Raw genomic sequence first — 19,544 nt, forward strand, 5'->3', positions numbered from 1 at the left:
GAAGAGATTTAGTAGCGTTTTTTACCGCGATTATTATTTCTTTGATTTTTTTTATTGGAGCTAGACCTTGGATTTTTGGCTACTCTATTCTTTAGGAACTGTCCACTATCGGTAAGGCTTTCACCATCGGCAGCCAAATCAATTTGGCCATCGCTAAGTTCAAAAAGATGTTTAAAAATGGTCGAATCATCGACCACATCCTTGTTCCAGTTCAGGTAGCACTTTTTCATGTGATTGGCAATCGTATATTCCAATCCTGAACGCTTATCGCCTTTTTCCCAACTCACTGCAACGTCAATCATTCTTTTGATGTTATTTCCGTAAAAACGATATTTCGGAAAATTTTGAGGATACTCCAAAGGCTCTGGCCTTTGACGTAATACTTCCTTAGAGGTTATGGGAAAAGGAGACTCTACATCCAATTTAAAATCGGACATAATAAATAACTGATCCCACAATTTGTGTTGAAAATCTGGGACATCCCTTAGATGGGGTTGTAGGTTTCCCATTACACTGATAATGGATTGAGCAATCTTGTTTCTTTCTACAGGGTCGGCTATTGAGACCGCATGGTCTACCATCTTTTGAAAATGACGACCATATTCCGGAATAATCAAATGTGGACGCTCCGTATTATATTCTAGGTGTTCTACTATATCCAAATTGGGAATTTTTACTTTAAAATTGTTTGAAGAAATATTCTAATAACGTTCGCAAATTAAGAAAATTATAGCTGAAATACTATTTTACAAGGAGATTACCCCCTCTATTGCGCCTACTTCCTTATATTTTTGGATTACTTGATCAGGGTTTTCAAGATTTACCGTAATGGATACACTCGTGTATTTCCCTTTTTTGGATTTTTTAGATTCGATAACCGCTCCCGTATTATCAAAAATTTTGTGTATTTGTTTGATTTTATCTTCATCGGAAGCAACAATGAACTTGTAGAGATAGTTAGAGGGCCACGAACTACTGTCTAATAACTGCTCCTTTAAACGTGTATAAAATTCCTCTGTATTCTTATCGGCCATCGTATCAATTTTAAGTGCAAAGATAAGAGGAATCCACTAGTTTTTAAATGCTATAGGGTTTGTCTATTTTTGTAGCCATAAATAAAGAATTTGGAGCAAAAGAGAATTGTAATAACGGGTGGTCCTGGAACGGGAAAAACCGTGATCATAAATGCCCTTGAATCTTCTGGACATTATTGTTTTCATGAAATCATACGTAGTATGACGCTTGAAGCTAAAAAAGATTTTAATCTAGATACACCGGGCACCAATCCAATTGCTTTTGTAGATGATTCAAAATCATTCAATATTAATCTTCTCCATGGGAGGCTAAATCAATATAAAAAGGCTAAAGAACTAGATAGGGAAATAGTTTTTTACGATAGAGGAATGCCGGATGTGCTAGCTTATATGGATTATTTTGACCAGTCTTATGAACAAGATTTTACTCAGATATGTCAGCAGAACAGGTACGACCAAATCTTTATCTTACCACCGTGGCGAGAAATATACATTCAAGACAATGAGCGGTTAGAAAATTATGCACAGGCTACCGAAATACACCATCACCTTGAGAAAACATACACGGCCTTAGGATATAATATTATTAAAGTCCCCTTTGCCAGTATAGCCGAAAGGATGAATTTTATTCTCCATAACATCCAAAAATAGATCATGGACAACAGGCCAGAAACAGTTCTTGAGAAATATTGGGGTTTTAAACAGTTCAAGGGTTCGCAAAAAACACTTATAAATGCGGCCTTGAATGGTGAAGATGTTCTAGGGCTCTTACCCACCGGAGGTGGGAAATCTATCTGTTTTCAGGTTCCTGCAATGATGAGAGAAGGTATATGCATTGTTATTTCCCCTCTAATTGCTTTAATTCAAAATCAGGTAGAAGGACTCAAAAATTTAGGAATAAAGGCCATTGGATTAACCGGAGGGCTACATACGGAGGAAGTAGGAGTATTATTGGATAACTGTAGATACGGAAATTACAAGTTCCTTTATCTATCGCCAGAACGCCTCTCGCAAGAACGTGTACAACAAAGTATTGCCCAGATGACAGTAAATCTACTCGTTGTAGATGAGGCCCATTGTATATCTCAATGGGGTCACGATTTTAGACCGGCTTACTTAACATGTAATACTTTACGGACACTACAGCCTACGGTTCCGATGATGGCACTAACGGCAACAGCCACTTTTAGGGTAGCCAAGGATATTATCGAAAAGCTTGAATTGATTAATCCTTTGATACAGAAAGACTCTTTTTCAAGAAAGAATATCGCTTTCAAAGTTATTTTAGAAGAAGATAAAAAGTATAGGTTGAGACAATATTGTGCTGCGATTAAAGGCAGTGGTATAGTCTATGTAAGAACTAGAAGACTGGCGGAAGAGATTTCCGGACATCTTGCTGAACATAAAATCTCAGCAACTTTTTATCATGGAGGTATTCCTCAAAAAGAGAAGAAAGAGAAGCTAGAAAAATGGCTAAAAAATGAGGTGAAAATTATGGTGGCCACCAATGCTTTTGGAATGGGAATAGACAAACCGGACGTTTCATTAGTATTGCATTATCAAATACCGGATTGTATAGAGAATTATTTCCAAGAAGCTGGTAGAGCAGGCAGAAACGGCGACAGTGCCAATGCTATTTTAATTACGAATGACAATGATAAGGAACAGGTAAAAAATCAGTTTTTAAGTACACTTCCAGACGTTGATTTTGTAAAGTTGGTTTACAAGAAACTTAGCAACTATTTTCAAATTGCTTATGGAGAACTCAATACTGAAACCCACCAACTAAATTTTAATGATTTCTGCGCTATCTACAAACTTAATACCTTACTCGCCTACAATGCTCTTAACATTCTTGACAGAAACTCTGTCATCTCATTGATAACCGCATTTTCACGAAAATCTACTATTCAATTTATAGTGGACAAGGATACACTTTTTGATTATTTAAAAAAGAATGCGTCCTTCTCAGAAATTATAAGAACCATTTTAAGGACCTATGGAGGTATTTTTGAGCACGAAATAAGTGTAAATACAATATTACTATCAAAAAAACTACAAGTCAGCGAGCAGAAAGTTTTAAGTGTTCTAGAAAGAATTTCAGAAGACGGACTCATCTCATATAAGGGAAAACACAATGACCTGGAGATTTCTTTTTTAGTGCCACGAGAAGATGACCTAACTATAAATAAATTTGCGGGAAGTTTAAAAGAACAGAATGCCCTTAAAACCTATCATGTACACCAGATGTTGACTTACATTGACAATAGAAGGACGTGTAGAAGTATACAGTTACTACAATACTTTGGGGAAAAAACAACGCATCCCTGCGGACTATGCGATGTTTGTTTAGGAGATGAAAACGGACAGGATTTATCAAAGCGCGTACAAAAGGACATTCTAACTATCTTGAGCTCGAACCCTGCATCATCTAGGACTATGCAAACATCATTAAATGTAGAGCCAGAAATTATCTTGGCTGTACTAAAAGAATTGCTGGAAGATGGAAAAATTAAACTGAATTCAAAAAATCAATATACGGTTTAAAGCTTGTAAATCCTTCGTGGGAACAATACTTTAGGCAAATGGGATACTTAAAAAATAATATGAAAGAATTAAGAATAGTTTTCATGGGAACACCGGACTTCGCTGTCGGTGTACTTGACTCCCTAGTTAGGCAACAATGTAATATCGTTGGGGTTATAACCGCACCTGATCGCCCAGCTGGAAGAGGAAGGAGAATAAATGAGTCGGCCGTTAAAAAATACGCTTTAGAAAAAAGATTAACCATTTTACAGCCCACCAATCTTAAAGATGATACCTTTTTAAGGAACTTGGAAGATTTAAAGGCTAACCTTCAAATTGTAGTAGCCTTTAGAATGTTACCAAAGAACGTTTGGGTAATGCCCGAATATGGGACCTTTAATTTACATGCTTCTCTTTTACCGCAATATAGAGGTGCTGCACCTATAAATTGGGCTATAATGAATGGAGAGACAAAAACTGGGGTCACTACATTCTTTATTGATGAAAAAATAGATACGGGAGCGATTATTCTTCAGGAAGAAGCGCCTATCTATATAGAAGATAACGTAGAAGCCTTACATGATAGACTTATGACCTTAGGGGCACAACTAGTATTAAAAACTGTTGAAAGAATTAAAGCAGGTAATTTTAAGACCATCCTACAGAAAGATAAGACAGACCTAAAACTGGCGCACAAATTACAAAGAGAAACTTGTGTAATAGATTGGAATCGCCCTGCCAAGAAAGTGTATGATTTCATTAGAGGTCTTAGCCCATACCCTGGTGCTTGGAGCACTCTGTACAATGAAAAGGAAGAAATACTTACTAAAATTTTTAAGACTGAACTACAATTAGAGCAACATAATCTAAAACCTGGAACCATACTTTCCAGTAAAAAAGAGATGAAAGTAGCGGTTAAGGATGGTTATATTAAGCTACTAGAAATACAATTACAGGGTAAAAAAAGAATGGCGGTACAAGATGTTCTCAATGGACTACAAATTGCTCAAAATGCGCATTTCGGCTGAAGCCCCGTGTTCATTGGGCTGCGAGAAACGTAAAAAACGCCCTACTTTATCAACAAACGGCCTGAGTTATCAACAAAACAAGGGATTTCCCTCTGTTTTACTTGTGTTCGTCGTAAATCCATATAAATTTGTCTAAGGTTTAAAATTATTTTTAACAACAATTAATTTAATCACATTATGAACAAAACAGAATTGATCGATGCAATGGCAGCTGACGCTGGCATCACAAAAGCAGCGGCTAAAAAGTCATTAGAGTCTTTCTTAGGAAATGTTGAAGGTTCTTTGAAAAAAGGAAACAGAGTTTCTTTGGTAGGTTTCGGATCTTGGTCCGTATCTAGAAGAAATGCAAGAGAAGGTAGAAACCCATCTACAGGTAAAACTATCCAAATTGCAGCTAAAAATGTTGTTAAGTTTAAAGCAGGAGCTGATTTAGGCAACGCTGTAAACTAGTCTATAAGTATATCTTATTTAATTAAAAGCGCTTTTTTAAAGCGCTTTTTTTATGGTCGTATTTTTAATTTGATAGGAATTATCTTATTTTAGATTAAGCGACAGGAATACTATGGTCTATTTAAAACCGAAAAAAGGAAAACTTTTAATTGCAGAACCCTCTTTGACAGGAGACGTTTCTTTCAATAGATCAGTTGTGCTTTTGGCGGAACATAATGAGGAAGGTTCGGTAGGATTTATCCTAAATAAGCCACTAGAATATCAGATCAGTGACCTGGTAACCGAGATATTGATTCCTTTTCAAGTATATAATGGTGGTCCGGTAGAACAAGACAACCTTTACTTTATACACAAAGTACCACACCTTATCGACAATAGTGTTGAAATTGCTGACGGAATTTATTGGGGCGGAGATTTTGAAAAGACCGTAACGCTTATTAATGAAAAAGTCATTTCTGAAGATGATATTCGTTTCTTTTTGGGCTATTCTGGATGGTCCTCGCTACAACTGGATGAAGAGCTTTCCTCAAAATCCTGGATTGTTGTTCAAAATGAACATGAAAGCCAAATCATTAAAAAGTCGTCTAACGCTTTTTGGAAAGAAAAAATGCTAGCACTTGGCGGTGACTACGTTATCTGGTCTAATGCGCCTGAAAATCCGAGTTTAAACTAAATTACACTTGCAAACGAACTGCGGCATTTAGCTTTCCAAGTAACTCCAAACTTGTTTTAGTGCTGTACAATTTTTTTCTGTATTTCTTAATAGGAACTATCCCCATAATGCTATTAGTGATAAACAATTCGTCCGCCTTTTGAAGCTCAAAAGGAGAAATACTCTCTTCAACTATTTGAAAAGCATCCAATTTAGATAGAATAGCAATGAGCTTTTTACGTAATACCCCGTTCAAACAACCATCATTTAAGGGTGGAGTTTTGATTTTGGTGCCAGAAACAAGAAATAGGTTACCGTTTAAGGCCTCTACCACTTGTTTCTGGTTATTTAATAACAGGCAATTATCATATCCGTTTTCTTTGGCAAATACACTACCCACGACATGTAAGACCTTATTATTGGTCTTTAGATTCGATAACATATCCTTGTTTATGAAGAAGTCCTTAAAAAGTTCAACTTCATACGTTTTATCGGTTATCGTAAAGAAAACATCCTTGAGTTCTTTCGTCTCTATACAATAGGAAATTTCATTGTTATCGGGTAAATAAAGTCCTCCCTCTTTTCTAAAAACAGTTACCCTTATCCGCTGTGCAGCGACCGAAGGCTTAGCCGCTATGGTTTTTAAAATTTCAGCTTCCAAGAATTCCATGGTGAAATTCATGGGTATTTCCATACGCAATATGCGCATCGAGGCCATTAACCTCAAATAATGCTCTTCTAAAAAATAGATATGATTGTTTACAACCCGAATAGATTCAAACAAGGAGTCCCCGTATCGCAGTCCTCTGTTCTCATGGTTAAGATAATTACTATCCTTGGCAACCAAAGAACCATTAAAATTCACCATTAAAAAAGCCTTAAATAAATTAAGGCCCAAAGATACTGTAATTGCTATGAAATTATTTTGAACCTAGCACTTGTTTTAGGTCGGAAATCTGATTTCCCCATAACATCTTAGATTCTTCTACCTCATCCTCTTCGGCGAAGTCCGTTATAAAAAGGGAAACATCCTTAGTTATCTCATCCACTATTATTTTCATTTCAAAATAGGAGTCGTCATCATTTTCATCCCAGGAAAAACGAACAAATTCGTCAGTTTTTCTTTTTAGTAATTTCGCCTCCTCTTCTGCACCGTCCCATATAAATATAAACTTCTCTCCTCTTGAATTTACATTATCTGCAAACCATTCGGACAAACCAGATGGCGTAGCCAAATATTGATATAGCAGTTGTGGAGAGGACTGTATAACGTATTCTATCTCAAATTTTATTTTATCGTTCATTCCAACATCTTTATAGTGCCAATATATATATTTCTAAATGATAAAAAAATAAAAGGAGCTTATAATTTTTGAGTAGCTAATGTTGAAGAACACGAAATTTAACTATATATTTGCTGCCGTTTTAAAATACAGTAGAAACCTAAATTAAAGTTAGGCATTACAGTTTTAAAAGAATTGAATTATGGCGAGGTAGCTCAGCTGGTTAGAGCGTCGGATTCATAACCCGGAGGCCGAGGGTTCAAGTCCCTCTCTCGCTACAAAAACAAGACCCTAAGAACATTTCTTAGGGTTTTTTTATGGATGTATATGCTAGAGTCATCAAACTATTCGCTCCTTTAAGAACTTCCCATCGATTAATCATAGTAGATTTTAGTATATGATTTTCTAGAAGAAACTTCTTGGTTCCAAAAAGTAGAGTAATAAACGCTTTACCCTATGGATTTTAAAAATGAAATAAAACAATTTATAACAGTATCATTATATCTGAAATTCGATAAACATTAAGTTCTTAGTAAACTACCACGAGGCATTCGTTGGAAACATATTTTCAATTTCGAGGCATGCCTAGGGGTATGAAACCCTATGGCGGTGCCATAAATTTCGTAAAAAAATATCACCAGCGACTTGATGTAATCACGGTTAGTAAAACTGCAAAATGGAAATGGCCTTCAGTTCTTATTTCGCAGTCAATATTGTACTTTTGCAACTTTGCTATGACTACATGATTAATTACGAAGAAAATATAGAGGTTAAGGGCGCTAGGGTTCATAATCTTAAGAATATAGATGTTACCATTCCAAGGGAAAAACTTGTCGTAATCACAGGCTTATCCGGCAGTGGAAAATCTTCCTTGGCCTTTGATACGATTTATGCGGAAGGACAGCGACGTTATATAGAAACATTCTCCGCTTATGCAAGGCAATTTTTAGGTGGTCTAGAACGTCCGGACGTTGACAAAATCGACGGTTTGTCCCCGGTAATAGCCATAGAGCAGAAAACAACTTCAAAATCGCCAAGATCAACGGTAGGAACAATTACAGAGGTATACGATTTTCTTCGATTACTTTTTGCACGAGCTGGGGACGCGCATAGTTACAATACGGGAGAAAAAATGGTGAGTTATAGTGATGCGCAAATAAAAGAGCTCATCATCACCTCGTATCGCGATAAGAAAATCAACGTTTTAGCACCCATCATAAAATCAAGAAAAGGGCATTACCGAGAACTTTTTGAACAAATCGGAAAGCAAGGTTTCGTAAAAGTGAGGGTTGACGGGGAGATTAAGGACATTGTTAAGGGTATGAAGGTTGACCGTTATAAAACTCATGACATAGAGATTGTAATAGACCGACTGAAAGTTATTGAAAACGATGATTTACATAAACGCCTAGGAGAGACCATAAATACCGCCATGTACAGCGGAGATAATGTATTGATGGTATTAGAGGAAGAGACCGAAGTACCGCGTTATTTTAGTCGGGACCTAATGTGTCCGTCAACGGGTATCTCCTATCCTACTCCAGAACCAAATACGTTTTCGTTCAATTCCCCGAAGGGAATGTGCCAACGCTGTAGTGGCCTAGGACATGTCTATGAAGTAAACGAGCTAAAAATCTTCCCTAATAAAAAACTATCTATTAAAGGTGGAGGCATTGCCCCATTGGGGGAATACAAAAAATCTTGGGCGTTTAAACAAATTGAAACAATAGCCCAACGTTATGAGTTTAATTTAACTGATCCTATTCAAAAGATTCCTGAAGAGGCCATTGCGATTCTATTAAATGGTGGCCAAGAAAGTTTTGAAATAGATTCCAAATCTTTAGGTGTAAAGCGTACCTATAAAATTGACTACGAAGGTATTTCCAATTTCATAAAAAGTCAGTTCGATAATGCCGAGTCTACCTCGATTAAAAGATGGGCCAAGGAATACATGGATAAGATCAGTTGTCCTGCCTGCAAAGGAAGTAGGCTTAGAAAGGAATCCCTCTATTTTAGGATCAACGATAAGAATATTGCCCAGTTGGCAAATCTTGATATCGCCGAACTTGCTGCATTTTTTGAAAAATTAGAGGCTAAACTAGAAGGAAACCAGCTAAAAATCGCTGAGGAAATCATAAAAGAAATACGCACTAGAATCAGATTCCTTTTAGATGTTGGTCTGGACTATCTTTCCTTGAACAGGAGTTCAAAATCCCTGTCGGGTGGTGAGGCACAGCGAATACGATTAGCAACGCAGATTGGCTCACAACTAGTAGGCGTTCTCTATATTCTGGACGAACCAAGTATTGGTCTACACCAGAGGGACAATAACCGATTAATAAAGTCTTTGGAATCACTAAGAGACATCGGTAATTCTGTTATCGTCGTAGAGCACGATAGGGACATGATAGAACGCGCAGACCATGTAATAGATATAGGACCTAAAGCAGGTAAGCACGGTGGTGAGATTATCTCCGAAGGCAAACCGGAAGACCTAAAAAAACACAATACACTCACTGCAGATTATATTACGGGAGTTAAAGAGATCGCTGTACCCAAGACGAGAAGAAAGGGCAACGGTAAGAAAATTATCCTGTCCGGCTGCACGGGAAATAATTTAAAAAATATTAAAGTTGAATTCCCCTTAGGTAAAATGATTGGTGTTACGGGCGTTTCCGGAAGTGGTAAATCTACCTTGATAAACGAGACACTGTACCCTATTATGAACGCTCATTATTTTAACGGCGTCAAAAAGCCAATGCCTTATAAAAAGATTACCGGATTAGAGCATATAGATAAGGTAATAGACATTAACCAATCTCCGATAGGCAGAACACCACGTTCTAATCCTGCCACCTACACAGGGGTATTTAGCGAAATTCGAGCCTTGTTCACCAAAACTCCAGAGGCCGCCATTAGAGGTTACAAACCGGGTCGTTTTAGTTTCAACGTTAAAGGAGGACGCTGCGAAACCTGCCAAGGTGGTGGACTTAGAGTAATAGAGATGAATTTTCTACCGGACGTCTATGTGGAATGCGAAACTTGTAACGGAAAAAGATTTAATCGGGAAACTTTAGAAATTCGCTATAAAGGCAAATCCATCTCGGACGTTTTAGAAATGACAATAAATGAAGCCGTATCTTTTTTTGAACTTATACCCAAAATACATCGTAAGTTAAAAACGATACAGGATGTTGGTTTGGGTTACATATCCTTAGGGCAACAAAGTACAACCCTTTCTGGTGGTGAAGCACAACGAATAAAACTGGCTACAGAACTATCCAAAAGGGATACCGGTAATACATTTTATATTTTGGACGAGCCCACAACAGGCCTCCATTTTGAAGATATTAGGGTTTTAATGGAAGTTTTGAACAAATTGGCGGACAAAGGAAATACGGTATTGGTCATAGAACACAATTTGGACGTAATCAAAATGGTAGATTATGTGATTGACATAGGCTATGAAGGAGGCCGTTCTGGAGGTCAGTTAGTGGCGTCAGGAACGCCGGAGAAAATTTGTAAGGACAAAAAGAGTTATACGGCAGAGTTTTTGCGTAAAGAATTAAAGCTGTAGAAAATAGCTTGGCAATTGAGGAAAATATACAAACAAAACATTTTATGAGAGCAGAAAAACATCATAAAGGATGGAACGAAATTAAGACCAATGACTCTTGGGCCATATTCAAAATAATGGGAGAGTTTGTGAACGGTTTTGAAAAAATGAGTAAAATAGGGCCCTGTGTATCTGTTTTTGGTTCGGCAAGAACAAAGGAAGATGACCCCTACTACAAACTTGCGGTAAATGTTTCCAAAAAGATAGCGGAGTCTGGTTACGGTGTAATTACCGGTGGCGGTCCTGGTATTATGGAAGCTGGTAATCGTGGAGCGAACCTCGCTGGAGGTACTTCTGTAGGTTTGAATATAGACCTCCCTTTTGAGCAGCATGACAATCCTTACATAGATTCCGATAAAAGTCTTGATTTTGACTACTTCTTTGTTAGAAAGGTAATGTTCGTAAAATACTCCCAAGGTTTTGTGGTGATGCCGGGTGGATTTGGCACCTTAGATGAACTTTTTGAGGCGATTACCTTAATACAAACCCATAAAATCGGAAAATTTCCCATTATTTTGGTAGGTCGCGATTTCTGGACAGGGCTTATGGATTGGATAAAGGGTACTATGCTCAAAGCCGGAAATATTAGTCCAGAAGATTTAAATCTCATTAAAATTGTGGACACAGAGGATGAGGTGGTTGAGATAATCGATGCGTTCTACAAAGGTCATACCCTAAGCCCAAATTTTTAGACTTCAAATTGAAAAGACTCCCACAACATATTCTTTCCCTACTGGTTTGCCTATTCTTTATGGGGAGTTCTGTAGTATTTGCGCAGTATGAAACCAAGCTTACGGTAAAACTGAACGAGTATACCAAGGAGTTGGACATTAAGCAAGAATTTGTTTTTTATAACAACTCCAACTTTTCATTAGGAATCCTGTATTTCAATGATTGGGCTCATGCGTACTCTAACAAAAATACAGGCCTGGCAAAACGCTTTGCCCAAGAGTTTAAAAGGAGTCTTCATTTAGCCAAGAAGAGCGAAAGAGGATACACTACCATTGTTAGCGCAGTGGATAGCGAATATGTGGGACTAAAATGGGAGCGAACAAAAGAATTGGACATTTTAAAGGTCACCCTGAACAAACCCTTACTACCTAAAGAATCCACCAAGGTTTATCTAACCTATAGCGTTAAATTACCTCCTAATAAATATACTCCATACGGCTTTGATAATAAGGGTGAATACTATCTAAAAGATTGGTATTTGACCCCCGCGGTCTATGATGGCAAATGGCACCTGTACTCCAATAAAAACTTAGAAGACCTATATACGAACATTACCAAAACATCAATAGATTTTACCTTTCCCGACAGTTTATATCTAGTAAGTAACCTAGCTGAAAGTGCCATAAGTAAATTCCCGGGTGGCCAGCATGTGCAATTAAGGGCAAAACGGCAAAAAAGTGCTGAAATCATTCTACAGCCTACGAAGAATTTCACAACGCATGTAACACCTCATTTTACGGTTGTCACAGATATATCATCTCCAAAATACAGCCCAATAGGTCAAGCTATATCCATAAGCAAAGTAGCGGATTTTATCCATGAAAATTTAGGGGATTATCCACATAAAAAACTATTGGTAAGTGATATTGACTATGACAAAGACCCACTCTATGGTCTAAATCAACTTCCTTCCTTTATAAGACCTTATGAAGAGCAATTTCAGTTTGAAATGATGTTCCTTAAAACTTCTTTAAACAGCATTCTAAAAGAAACCATGTTCTTGAACCCTAGAAAGGAACAATGGTTAAATAGTGCTATTGCCAATTATTTAATGTTCGCCTTTGTAGAAAAATACTATCCTGATCAGAAAATGCTAGGAAAATTAGCACGTATTTGGGGGGTAAGAAGTTTTAATTTGGCTAAAATGGAATTTAACGATCAATATTCCTTTCTTTATAATCTTACCGCTCGAAAAAATTTAGACCAAGCCTTAAGTACTTCTAACGACTCCCTCATTAAATTCAATCAGAAAATAGCCAACAAATATAAAGCTGGTTTAGGACTGGCCTATTTGGCGGATTATATAGGAAAGGAAAAGGTAGATGAAAGTATTAAAACCTTTTTTAAATACTATCAGCTGAACAAAGTTAAAGTGTTGGATTTTGAATCCATTTTAAAAAGGTCAACCAATAAAGATATTAATTGGTTTTTCAAGGATTATGTTTCCACGGACCGCAAAATTGATTTCAAGATAAAGAAAGTCAAAAAATCTGAAGATTCTCTAAGCATTACCATTAAAAACAAAGAAGGTACAAACGTTCCTATTTCGATGTTCGGATTAAAGAAAGATTCTGTCATTTCCAAATACTGGTTTAAGGATATAGCAGAATCAAAAACGTTTCAGGTAGCCAATAATGGAGAAGATAAACTGGTGTTGAATTACGATCAAAAAATACCGGAATTCAATCAGAGGGACAATTGGAAATCCTTAGGAGGTTTTTTGTCAAGTAATAAAAAACTACATTTCACTTTCTTTAAAGATTCAGAAAACCCCTATTACAATCAAGTATTCTATGTTCCCGTTGTAAATTTTAATATTTATGATGGATGGGCACCTGGACTAAGATTATATAATAAAACCCTATTGGAACGTCCTTTCGTATATGACTTTGCGCCCTCCTATTCATTTCGTGAAAAGGCTTTCGTAGGGTATGGTAAGTTCAGTTACCGTAAATATTTAAGTAAGAGTGGGCTTTACGTGGCCAATTACAGCCTAAACGGCTCCACCTCGCATTTTAATGTCAACTCAAGGGTTATTTCCTTTACGCCGTCCTTTAGTCTAGGCTTTAGACCCGAGGACCTCATATCCAATAAAAGAGAGTTTCTTTCCTTTAGGTATATCAATATTTTCAGGGATTTTGCAGAAGGCCTTCAGAATGATTCTTTTGACCCTGAAAATCCGGATTATCGTGTGTTCAATGCTAGGTATATTAACCGGGATAACGATATTTTGGATTATAAATCGTGGTTCGTAGATTTCCAATTGGCCAATAACTTTAGTAAAGTTTCCTTTGAGTACGAGTACCGTAAATTATTCGAAAATAATAGACAGTTAAACCTGCGTTTTTTCGCTGGTAAATTTTTAAGCAATAGAACAGATTCGGACTTCTTCAGCTTTGCCTTGGACAGACCCACAGATTATCTCTTTGATTACGGCTACTTGGGAAGATCGGAAGATTCAGGGATTTACAGTCAACAAATAATCATTGCAGAAGGAGGTTTCAAATCATTTTTAGATGAGCGTTACCGGTTTTCCAATGATTGGTTGGCAACGACGAATGCCAGTTTTAATCTTTGGAGATGGATAGAACTGTACGGCGATGCGGGACTAGTAAAGAATAAAGGGCTTCCCACTAAATTTGTATATGATTCCGGTATCAGGCTTAATTTGGTTACCGATTATTTTGAACTATACCTCCCTCTCCACTCCAATAACGGCTGGGAAATTGCTCAGCCCAACTACGGAGAAAGAATCCGTTTTATAGTCACCGTGGATATTAAAACAATCACCGGACTATTCACCAGACAGTGGTTTTAATTGCGTAATTCCTAAAATTTGAACCATTCCTTACTATTAAAGTGTGTATTTACTAATTAATACCTGTTATTTTTAACAAAAATTCAAAAAATTAAGACATAACACTATTGCTAAAATGCTTTAGTTTCGGTAATTTTGCAGAAATAGCCGAAATATATGGACGTATCTTCCAAGACTAGCAATGATATCTCGTTTGAAGACTTCAAAGAGCAAATCATAAGCGATTATAAAATTGCTTTTCTCAGCAGGTCCTGCAGCTTACTTGGAAGGAAAGAAGTGTTAACGGGTAAAGCAAAGTTCGGAATCTTCGGCGACGGAAAGGAACTACCCCAATTGGCTATGGCCAAATCGTTCAGAAATGGTGACTTCAGAAGTGGGTATTATAGGGATCAGACTTTCATGATGGCCCTAGGTCATTTAAAGGCTAAAGATTTTTTTCACGGATTGTATGCCACTACCGATATGGCCAAGGAGCCTATGAGTGCAGGAAGGCAAATGGGAGGTCATTTTTTAACCTATAGTTTAAACGATGATGGAAGTTGGAAGGACTTGACCAAACAAAAGAACAGCAGTTCTGACATTTCATGTACTGCCGGACAAATGCCGCGTTTATTGGGACTGGCACAAGCTTCCAAAGTTTATAGGAATGTGCCCAGCATAGATACGTCTAAATTTTCAGTGGAAGGAAATGAAGTGGCTTGGGGTACCATAGGAAACGCCAGTACTAGTGAAGGCATGTTCTGGGAAACCATAAACGCTGCAGGGGTGTTGCAAGTACCTATGGTCGTTAGTGTATGGGACGATGAATACGGCATATCCGTACCCGCGAAACATCATACTACAAAAGAAGATATATCCAAAATCCTATCAGGTTTCCAAAGAGATGAAACACATAAAGGTTTTGAAATTCTTAAGGTAAAAGGCTGGGATTATACCGCCTTAATGCATGCCTATGAAAACGCGTCGGACATCGCAAGGCAAGAACACGTACCGGTATTGATTCACGTAACGGAGTTAACACAACCCCAAGGGCATTCTACCTCTGGCTCCCACGAACGTTACAAAGATGACGAAAGGTTGGCCTGGGAGCGGGACAATGATTGTAATAAAAGGTTCAAGGAGTGGATTATTGAGTCTGGCATCGCTTCCACTGAAGAACTAGACAAGCTTGAAAAACAGATAAAAAGAGAAGTAAGAGAGGCCAAAAAAGAAGCTTGGTCAGAATTTTTACAAGAAAATCAAACGGACAAAAAAAGATTAGTACAGCTTTTGGATAAGGTGGCTTCCAAAAGTCCTAACAAGAATTTTATAGTTAGACTAAAGAACGATTTAATAGCGATTGAGGAGCCTATTAAAAAGGATATGGCCAAGGCCGCAAGAAAATCGTTGCGATACTTAATAGGCGAAACCTCTACTGAGAAACAAGCACTATTGAAATGGACTTCAGATTTCCTAGAAGAAGAACAGACAAAGTTCAGCTCACATCTATACAGTGAAAATGAAAATAATGCCACCAAGATAGCTGGCGTAGCGCCGCGTTATGGAGCGAACAATGAAAATGTAGATGGCAGGGTAATACTAAGGGATAATTTTGATAAACTATTCGAAAAATATCCAAATGCCCTTGTCTTTGGTGAGGATACAGGAGCTATTGGCGACGTTAATCAAGGACTAGAAGGTCTTCAGGAAAAGTATGGAGCTCTAAGAATTGCAGATACCGGTATTCGTGAAACCACTATAATAGGGCAAGGTATTGGCATGGCCCTAAGAGGTCTACGTCCCATTGCCGAAATACAATATTTGGATTATATCTTTTATGCGCTTGCCACCTTGACCGATGATTTGGCAACGCTTTTGTACAGAACAAAAGGAAAGCAAAAAGCACCCTTAATCGTAAGGACCAGAGGACACCGCTTGGAAGGCATTTGGCACTCGGGTTCGGAAATGGGTGGTTTAATCCATTTATTAAGGGGTATGTACATTTTGGCACCTAGAAATATGACCCAGGCGGCCGGTTTTTACAATACTTTAATGAAGAGCGATGAACCTGCGTTAGTTATAGAGAGTTTAAACGGTTATCGTCTAAAGGAACCCAAACCTGATAATCTCGGTGAATTTTGCACGCCGATAGGTGTCGTAGAGACCATGAAACTGGGTACGGACATTACATTGGTATCGTACGGCTCAACTTTGAGAATCGTAGAACAAGCGGCTTTAGAACTGCAAGAAGTTGGGATTGAAGCCGAAGTCATCGATGCACAAACCTTATTGCCTTTTGATATTAACATGGATGTCGTAAAAAGCGTAGCCAAAACCAATAGATTATTGGTAATAGACGAGGACGTTCCTGGCGGATGCTCCGCATATATCTTAAACGAAATCGTTGAAAAACAAGGTGCATACCGCTTTTTGGATAGTGCTCCGCAAACATTGAGCGCAAAAGCACATAGGCCGGCATATGGAACGGACGGAGATTATTTTTCAAAACCGAATTCAGAGGACATTTTTGAGAAGGTATATGCCATAATGCATGAAGCAAGCCCAAACGATTATCCAACACTACGATAAGGAATCAAAAAAAATCCCGCTAAATGCGGGATTTTTAATTTTCTTGCGATATCTAGTTTTTAATGTCTGAACCATTTTCCTTCATGGCGGGCATTTTAGGTTTACCGTCCGCATCAATTTCAATTATTGCATCAAAACCAAGTTCATCCAGCTTATCAGCGATTTTTGCCCTATCTCCGACCATAAACCAATTCACAGCATCTGGTTTTACCACACTTTTACTTACATCCCTTACTTCCTTCAGGGATAGGTTACGAACGTTACTATCATAATTCTGATAGTAATCGTCCGGCAAGTTATATTTCACCAGATTGGCAACGGAACTATTTACGGCACTATTGGTTTCCCATTGTCCCGGTAAACTAAGAACTTGATTGGTCTTTACTTTGTCCAACTCTTCTTGGGTAACCGGTCTCGTTGAAATAAACTCCGAAATTTCTTTTCGCAATTCGGTCACAGATTCCGTAGACTTGTCAGTTTGTACGGGAGCATAAACTATAAAAGGCCTTTCTTCTTTGGCCCCTATTACAAAACCGCCAGCGCCATAGGCCCAGTGCTTATCTTCCCTGAGATTCATATTTATCCTGGAGGTGAAATCACCGCCTAGAATACTTACCATTTGTTCCAAGGCAATTTGAGGAATAGCTCCATATTTACTGGTTAAATGCCCCGCAAGAATAACGGACTGCTCAGATTCTGGCCGGTCCATAAGATAAAGGGTGTTTTTGGAATTTACCTGAGGTTTAGAAAAAGTAATTGACGGTACGGTCGCTTTCTTCCATTTTCCAAATGCCTTCTCTAATTTATTTTTCAGCGTGGCCATATCAACGTCTCCCGTTACCACCAAGGTTGCATTATTAGGTCTGATCCAAGTTTTATAGAACTGTTCTACATCATCCCTTGTTAAATTACCAACGGTGTCCTCATAACCGGTACCGGTGTAGGGATTACTGTAGGGGTGACCTTCTCCATATAAGTATTTATTCATTACACGTAGGGCCATTGAAATTGGTTGCGATTTCTCCTGTTTAATAGCATTGATTTGCTCACTTTTTAAACGATTAAATTCACTTTGAGGAAAAGCAGGATTTAAAACCACATCGGCGAATAAATCAATACTTGCATCCAAACTGGGTTTCAAAGTATTTAGATAAACGTTAGAATTATCCTGACTCGAAAATGTAGAGAGACTTGCTCCCAACAATTGTAGCTGTTCGTTAATTTCAAGTGAATTCATTTCTTTGGTTCCTTCATCAAGAAGATTCATAGCCAAATCGGCGGTGCCGGGGCTAGAAAGAAAATCTGTCTTGTAACCTGCATCGAACATCATATTCATTACCACGGTAGGAACACCGGCCCTTTTCGCTAAAACCACATTAAGTCCATTGGCTAATTTAGTACGTTCCAACATTGGAAACTTCGACGTCTTGGTGGCACCCAATTCTGGTAACTTAGAACGGTCTACTGTGGATTTCTCAACGGCGTACTCCGGAAAGGGATTACAGACCAAGATGTGTTTTCCTTGAGACAACCATTTCTGAGCAGTATTCTTTAAATCCGAAATAGTGGCATCCTCTACATATTTCAATTGCGTTTTATAATATGATGCGTCTCCGTGATAGGTTTCATTAGAAGCTAAAATATCCGAAACACCACCAAAACCTCCGATTCTTTCCAAACCTTTTATAAAACCGGAAAAATAGGCCGCTTTAACGCGCTTTAATTCCTTTTCAGTAGGGCCCTCGTTCATTAGTCTTGTCAGCTCTTCTACCATAATATCTTGAACCCTATCCGAATCTTCACCAGGTTTTACATTTGCCCAGGTTATGAAACGACTTGCGATTTCACTTGAAGCTTGAAAGGAAACAACAGAACTTGCCAATTGGTCATCATAAACCAGTCGTTTATACAATCTAGAATTTTTGCCTGTAGTTAGAATAGACGATAGTAAATCAAAATGCAAATCCTCCCTAGAACCGAATTCAGGAGAATTCCAAGCGAATAAAATACGTGTTTCCGGCACTCTGTCCTCATATACCTGATATGTATCATTTACCTTGTTCGGTATATTAACTTCCTGTCTTTCAATTGTTGGACCCGAGGGTATATCACCAAAATATTTTAATACTTTTTGATACACCTCCTGTGGCTTTATATCTCCTGCTACGGCAACAACTGCATTTGCCGCTCCGTAATAAGACTTAAACCACTCTTGCACGTCCTCTAGGGAAGCAGCGTTTAAATCCTCCATTTCTCCAATAACTGTCCAAGAATAAGGGTGTCCCTTAGGATACATGGCCTTAGTAAGATAGTTCCATTGTTTTCCGTAGGGCTGATTTTCGCCTTGTCTTTTTTCATTCTGGACAACACCCCTTTGTTCATCCAGTTTGGCCTGATCAATAGCTCCCAATAAATGGCCCATTCTATCGGATTCTAGGAAAAGAACTTGATCTAGAGCGGATACCGGTACATTTTGAAAATAGTTGGTCCTATCGGAATTGGTGGTTCCATTTAAGTCGGTTCCACCAATGCGCTCTAAAGCCTGAAAATAATCATCGTTGAAATTTTCACTACCATTAAACATCAAGTGCTCAAAAAGATGTGCAAATCCACTTTTCCCGGGTTTTTCGTTCTTAGAGCCTACATGGTACCACACATTTACGGCTGCAATGGGCGCTTTATGATCCTCATGCACCAATAGCGTTAAACCATTTGGCAAAACAAAACGCTCATATTTTATGTCTATTTGATCCGCTTTGAATTCAAAATCTTGCGCATGTATCTGGGTAGTTCCCCAAATGGCCACTAGTAAAAAGAGAAATAGTTTTTTCATGATG

At 38.0% G+C, this 19,544-nt stretch carries 14 protein-coding genes and 1 tRNA gene; 10 read left to right on the forward strand and 5 right to left on the reverse strand.

What is annotated here, in order from left to right:
* Window positions 1–8 precede the first annotated feature (8 nt).
* Window positions 9–662: a DUF4290 domain-containing protein gene (locus BFP77_RS14090; protein ID WP_099574659.1), complete on the reverse strand. Its 654-nt coding sequence runs from the start codon at window positions 660–662 to the stop codon at window positions 9–11.
* 84 nt (window positions 663–746) lie between these two features.
* Window positions 747–1,034, reverse strand: coding sequence for a DUF493 family protein (locus tag BFP77_RS14095; protein ID WP_099574660.1), 288 nt, complete (start codon window positions 1,032–1,034; stop codon window positions 747–749).
* Window positions 1,035–1,124: 90 nt separating this feature from the next.
* On the opposite strand from BFP77_RS14095, the gene BFP77_RS14100 reads away from it, so the two are divergent.
* From BFP77_RS14100 to BFP77_RS14120, 5 genes are all read left to right on the forward strand, one after another.
* A complete protein-coding gene (locus tag BFP77_RS14100) occupies window positions 1,125–1,685 on the forward strand; it encodes an AAA family ATPase (RefSeq protein WP_099574661.1) in 561 nt (186 codons plus the stop codon).
* A gap of 3 nt (window positions 1,686–1,688) precedes the next feature.
* Entirely contained in the window at window positions 1,689–3,581 is a 1,893-nt protein-coding gene (locus BFP77_RS14105; RefSeq protein ID WP_099574662.1) for a RecQ family ATP-dependent DNA helicase, read from the forward strand.
* 59 nt (window positions 3,582–3,640) lie between these two features.
* Window positions 3,641–4,588 (forward strand): methionyl-tRNA formyltransferase, encoded by a 948-nt coding sequence (gene fmt / locus BFP77_RS14110; protein WP_099574847.1) that lies wholly within the window; start codon window positions 3,641–3,643, stop codon window positions 4,586–4,588.
* Window positions 4,589–4,765: 177 nt separating this feature from the next.
* Window positions 4,766–5,038, forward strand: a complete 273-nt coding sequence (locus BFP77_RS14115) for an HU family DNA-binding protein (protein ID WP_099574663.1) — start codon at window positions 4,766–4,768, stop codon at window positions 5,036–5,038.
* Window positions 5,039–5,150: 112 nt separating this feature from the next.
* On the forward strand, window positions 5,151–5,711 hold the full coding sequence (locus BFP77_RS14120; RefSeq protein ID WP_099574664.1) for a YqgE/AlgH family protein: 561 nt from the start codon (window positions 5,151–5,153) through the stop codon (window positions 5,709–5,711).
* 1 nt (window position 5,712) lies between these two features.
* Here BFP77_RS14120 and BFP77_RS14125 read toward each other — a convergent pair whose 3' ends face one another.
* Both BFP77_RS14125 and BFP77_RS14130 read right to left on the reverse strand, forming a co-directional pair.
* Window positions 5,713–6,558 (reverse strand): aminotransferase class IV, encoded by an 846-nt coding sequence (locus BFP77_RS14125; protein WP_099574665.1) that lies wholly within the window; start codon window positions 6,556–6,558, stop codon window positions 5,713–5,715.
* A gap of 52 nt (window positions 6,559–6,610) precedes the next feature.
* Window positions 6,611–6,994 (reverse strand): START-like domain-containing protein, encoded by a 384-nt coding sequence (locus tag BFP77_RS14130; RefSeq protein WP_099574666.1) that lies wholly within the window; start codon window positions 6,992–6,994, stop codon window positions 6,611–6,613.
* A gap of 183 nt (window positions 6,995–7,177) precedes the next feature.
* Here BFP77_RS14130 and BFP77_RS14135 point away from each other — a divergent pair.
* The 5 genes from BFP77_RS14135 (at window position 7,178) to BFP77_RS14155 (ending at window position 16,707) form a co-directional block, all read left to right on the forward strand.
* Window positions 7,178–7,251, forward strand: a tRNA-Met gene (locus BFP77_RS14135).
* A gap of 464 nt (window positions 7,252–7,715) precedes the next feature.
* On the forward strand, window positions 7,716–10,550 hold the full coding sequence (gene uvrA / locus BFP77_RS14140; RefSeq protein WP_099574667.1) for an excinuclease ABC subunit UvrA: 2,835 nt from the start codon (window positions 7,716–7,718) through the stop codon (window positions 10,548–10,550).
* 44 nt (window positions 10,551–10,594) lie between these two features.
* The gene (locus BFP77_RS14145) at window positions 10,595–11,281 is read left to right on the forward strand and encodes a TIGR00730 family Rossman fold protein (RefSeq protein ID WP_099574848.1); all 687 of its coding nucleotides are present in this window, start codon (window positions 10,595–10,597) and stop codon (window positions 11,279–11,281) included.
* Window positions 11,282–11,289: 8 nt separating this feature from the next.
* Window positions 11,290–14,139: a metalloprotease gene (locus BFP77_RS14150; RefSeq protein WP_306475429.1), complete on the forward strand. Its 2,850-nt coding sequence runs from the start codon at window positions 11,290–11,292 to the stop codon at window positions 14,137–14,139.
* 156 nt (window positions 14,140–14,295) lie between these two features.
* Window positions 14,296–16,707: an alpha-ketoacid dehydrogenase subunit alpha/beta gene (locus BFP77_RS14155; protein ID WP_099574668.1), complete on the forward strand. Its 2,412-nt coding sequence runs from the start codon at window positions 14,296–14,298 to the stop codon at window positions 16,705–16,707.
* Window positions 16,708–16,759: 52 nt separating this feature from the next.
* On the opposite strand, the gene BFP77_RS14160 is transcribed toward BFP77_RS14155, so the two are convergent.
* Window positions 16,760–19,540 carry a M16 family metallopeptidase gene (locus tag BFP77_RS14160; RefSeq protein WP_099574669.1) on the reverse strand — a complete coding sequence of 927 codons (2,781 nt, stop codon included), beginning with the start codon at window positions 19,538–19,540 and terminating at the stop codon, window positions 16,760–16,762.
* Window positions 19,541–19,544: the final 4 nt, after the last annotated feature.

Origin of the sequence: Maribacter sp. 4U21, assembly GCF_002742365.1 — a bacterium.
GTDB lineage: Bacteria > Bacteroidota > Bacteroidia > Flavobacteriales > Flavobacteriaceae > Maribacter.

Excerpts from the sequence above, each read along its gene's own strand:
- BFP77_RS14120 (WP_099574664.1), top strand. The coding sequence starts at position 5,151 with ATGGTCTATTTAAAACCGAAAAAAGGAAAACTTTTAATTGCAGAACCC.
- BFP77_RS14105 (WP_099574662.1), top strand. The coding sequence starts at position 1,689 with ATGGACAACAGGCCAGAAACAGTTCTTGAGAAATATTGGGGTTTTAAA.
- BFP77_RS14155 (WP_099574668.1), top strand. The coding sequence starts at position 14,296 with ATGGACGTATCTTCCAAGACTAGCAATGATATCTCGTTTGAAGACTTC.
- BFP77_RS14115 (WP_099574663.1), top strand. The coding sequence starts at position 4,766 with ATGAACAAAACAGAATTGATCGATGCAATGGCAGCTGACGCTGGCATC.
- BFP77_RS14125 (WP_099574665.1), bottom strand. The coding sequence starts at position 6,558 with ATGGTGAATTTTAATGGTTCTTTGGTTGCCAAGGATAGTAATTATCTT.
- BFP77_RS14145 (WP_099574848.1), top strand. The coding sequence starts at position 10,595 with ATGAGAGCAGAAAAACATCATAAAGGATGGAACGAAATTAAGACCAAT.
- fmt (WP_099574847.1), top strand. The coding sequence starts at position 3,641 with ATGAAAGAATTAAGAATAGTTTTCATGGGAACACCGGACTTCGCTGTC.
- BFP77_RS14095 (WP_099574660.1), bottom strand. The coding sequence starts at position 1,034 with ATGGCCGATAAGAATACAGAGGAATTTTATACACGTTTAAAGGAGCAG.
- uvrA (WP_099574667.1), top strand. The coding sequence starts at position 7,716 with ATGATTAATTACGAAGAAAATATAGAGGTTAAGGGCGCTAGGGTTCAT.
- BFP77_RS14130 (WP_099574666.1), bottom strand. The coding sequence starts at position 6,994 with ATGAACGATAAAATAAAATTTGAGATAGAATACGTTATACAGTCCTCT.
- BFP77_RS14160 (WP_099574669.1), bottom strand. The coding sequence starts at position 19,540 with ATGAAAAAACTATTTCTCTTTTTACTAGTGGCCATTTGGGGAACTACC.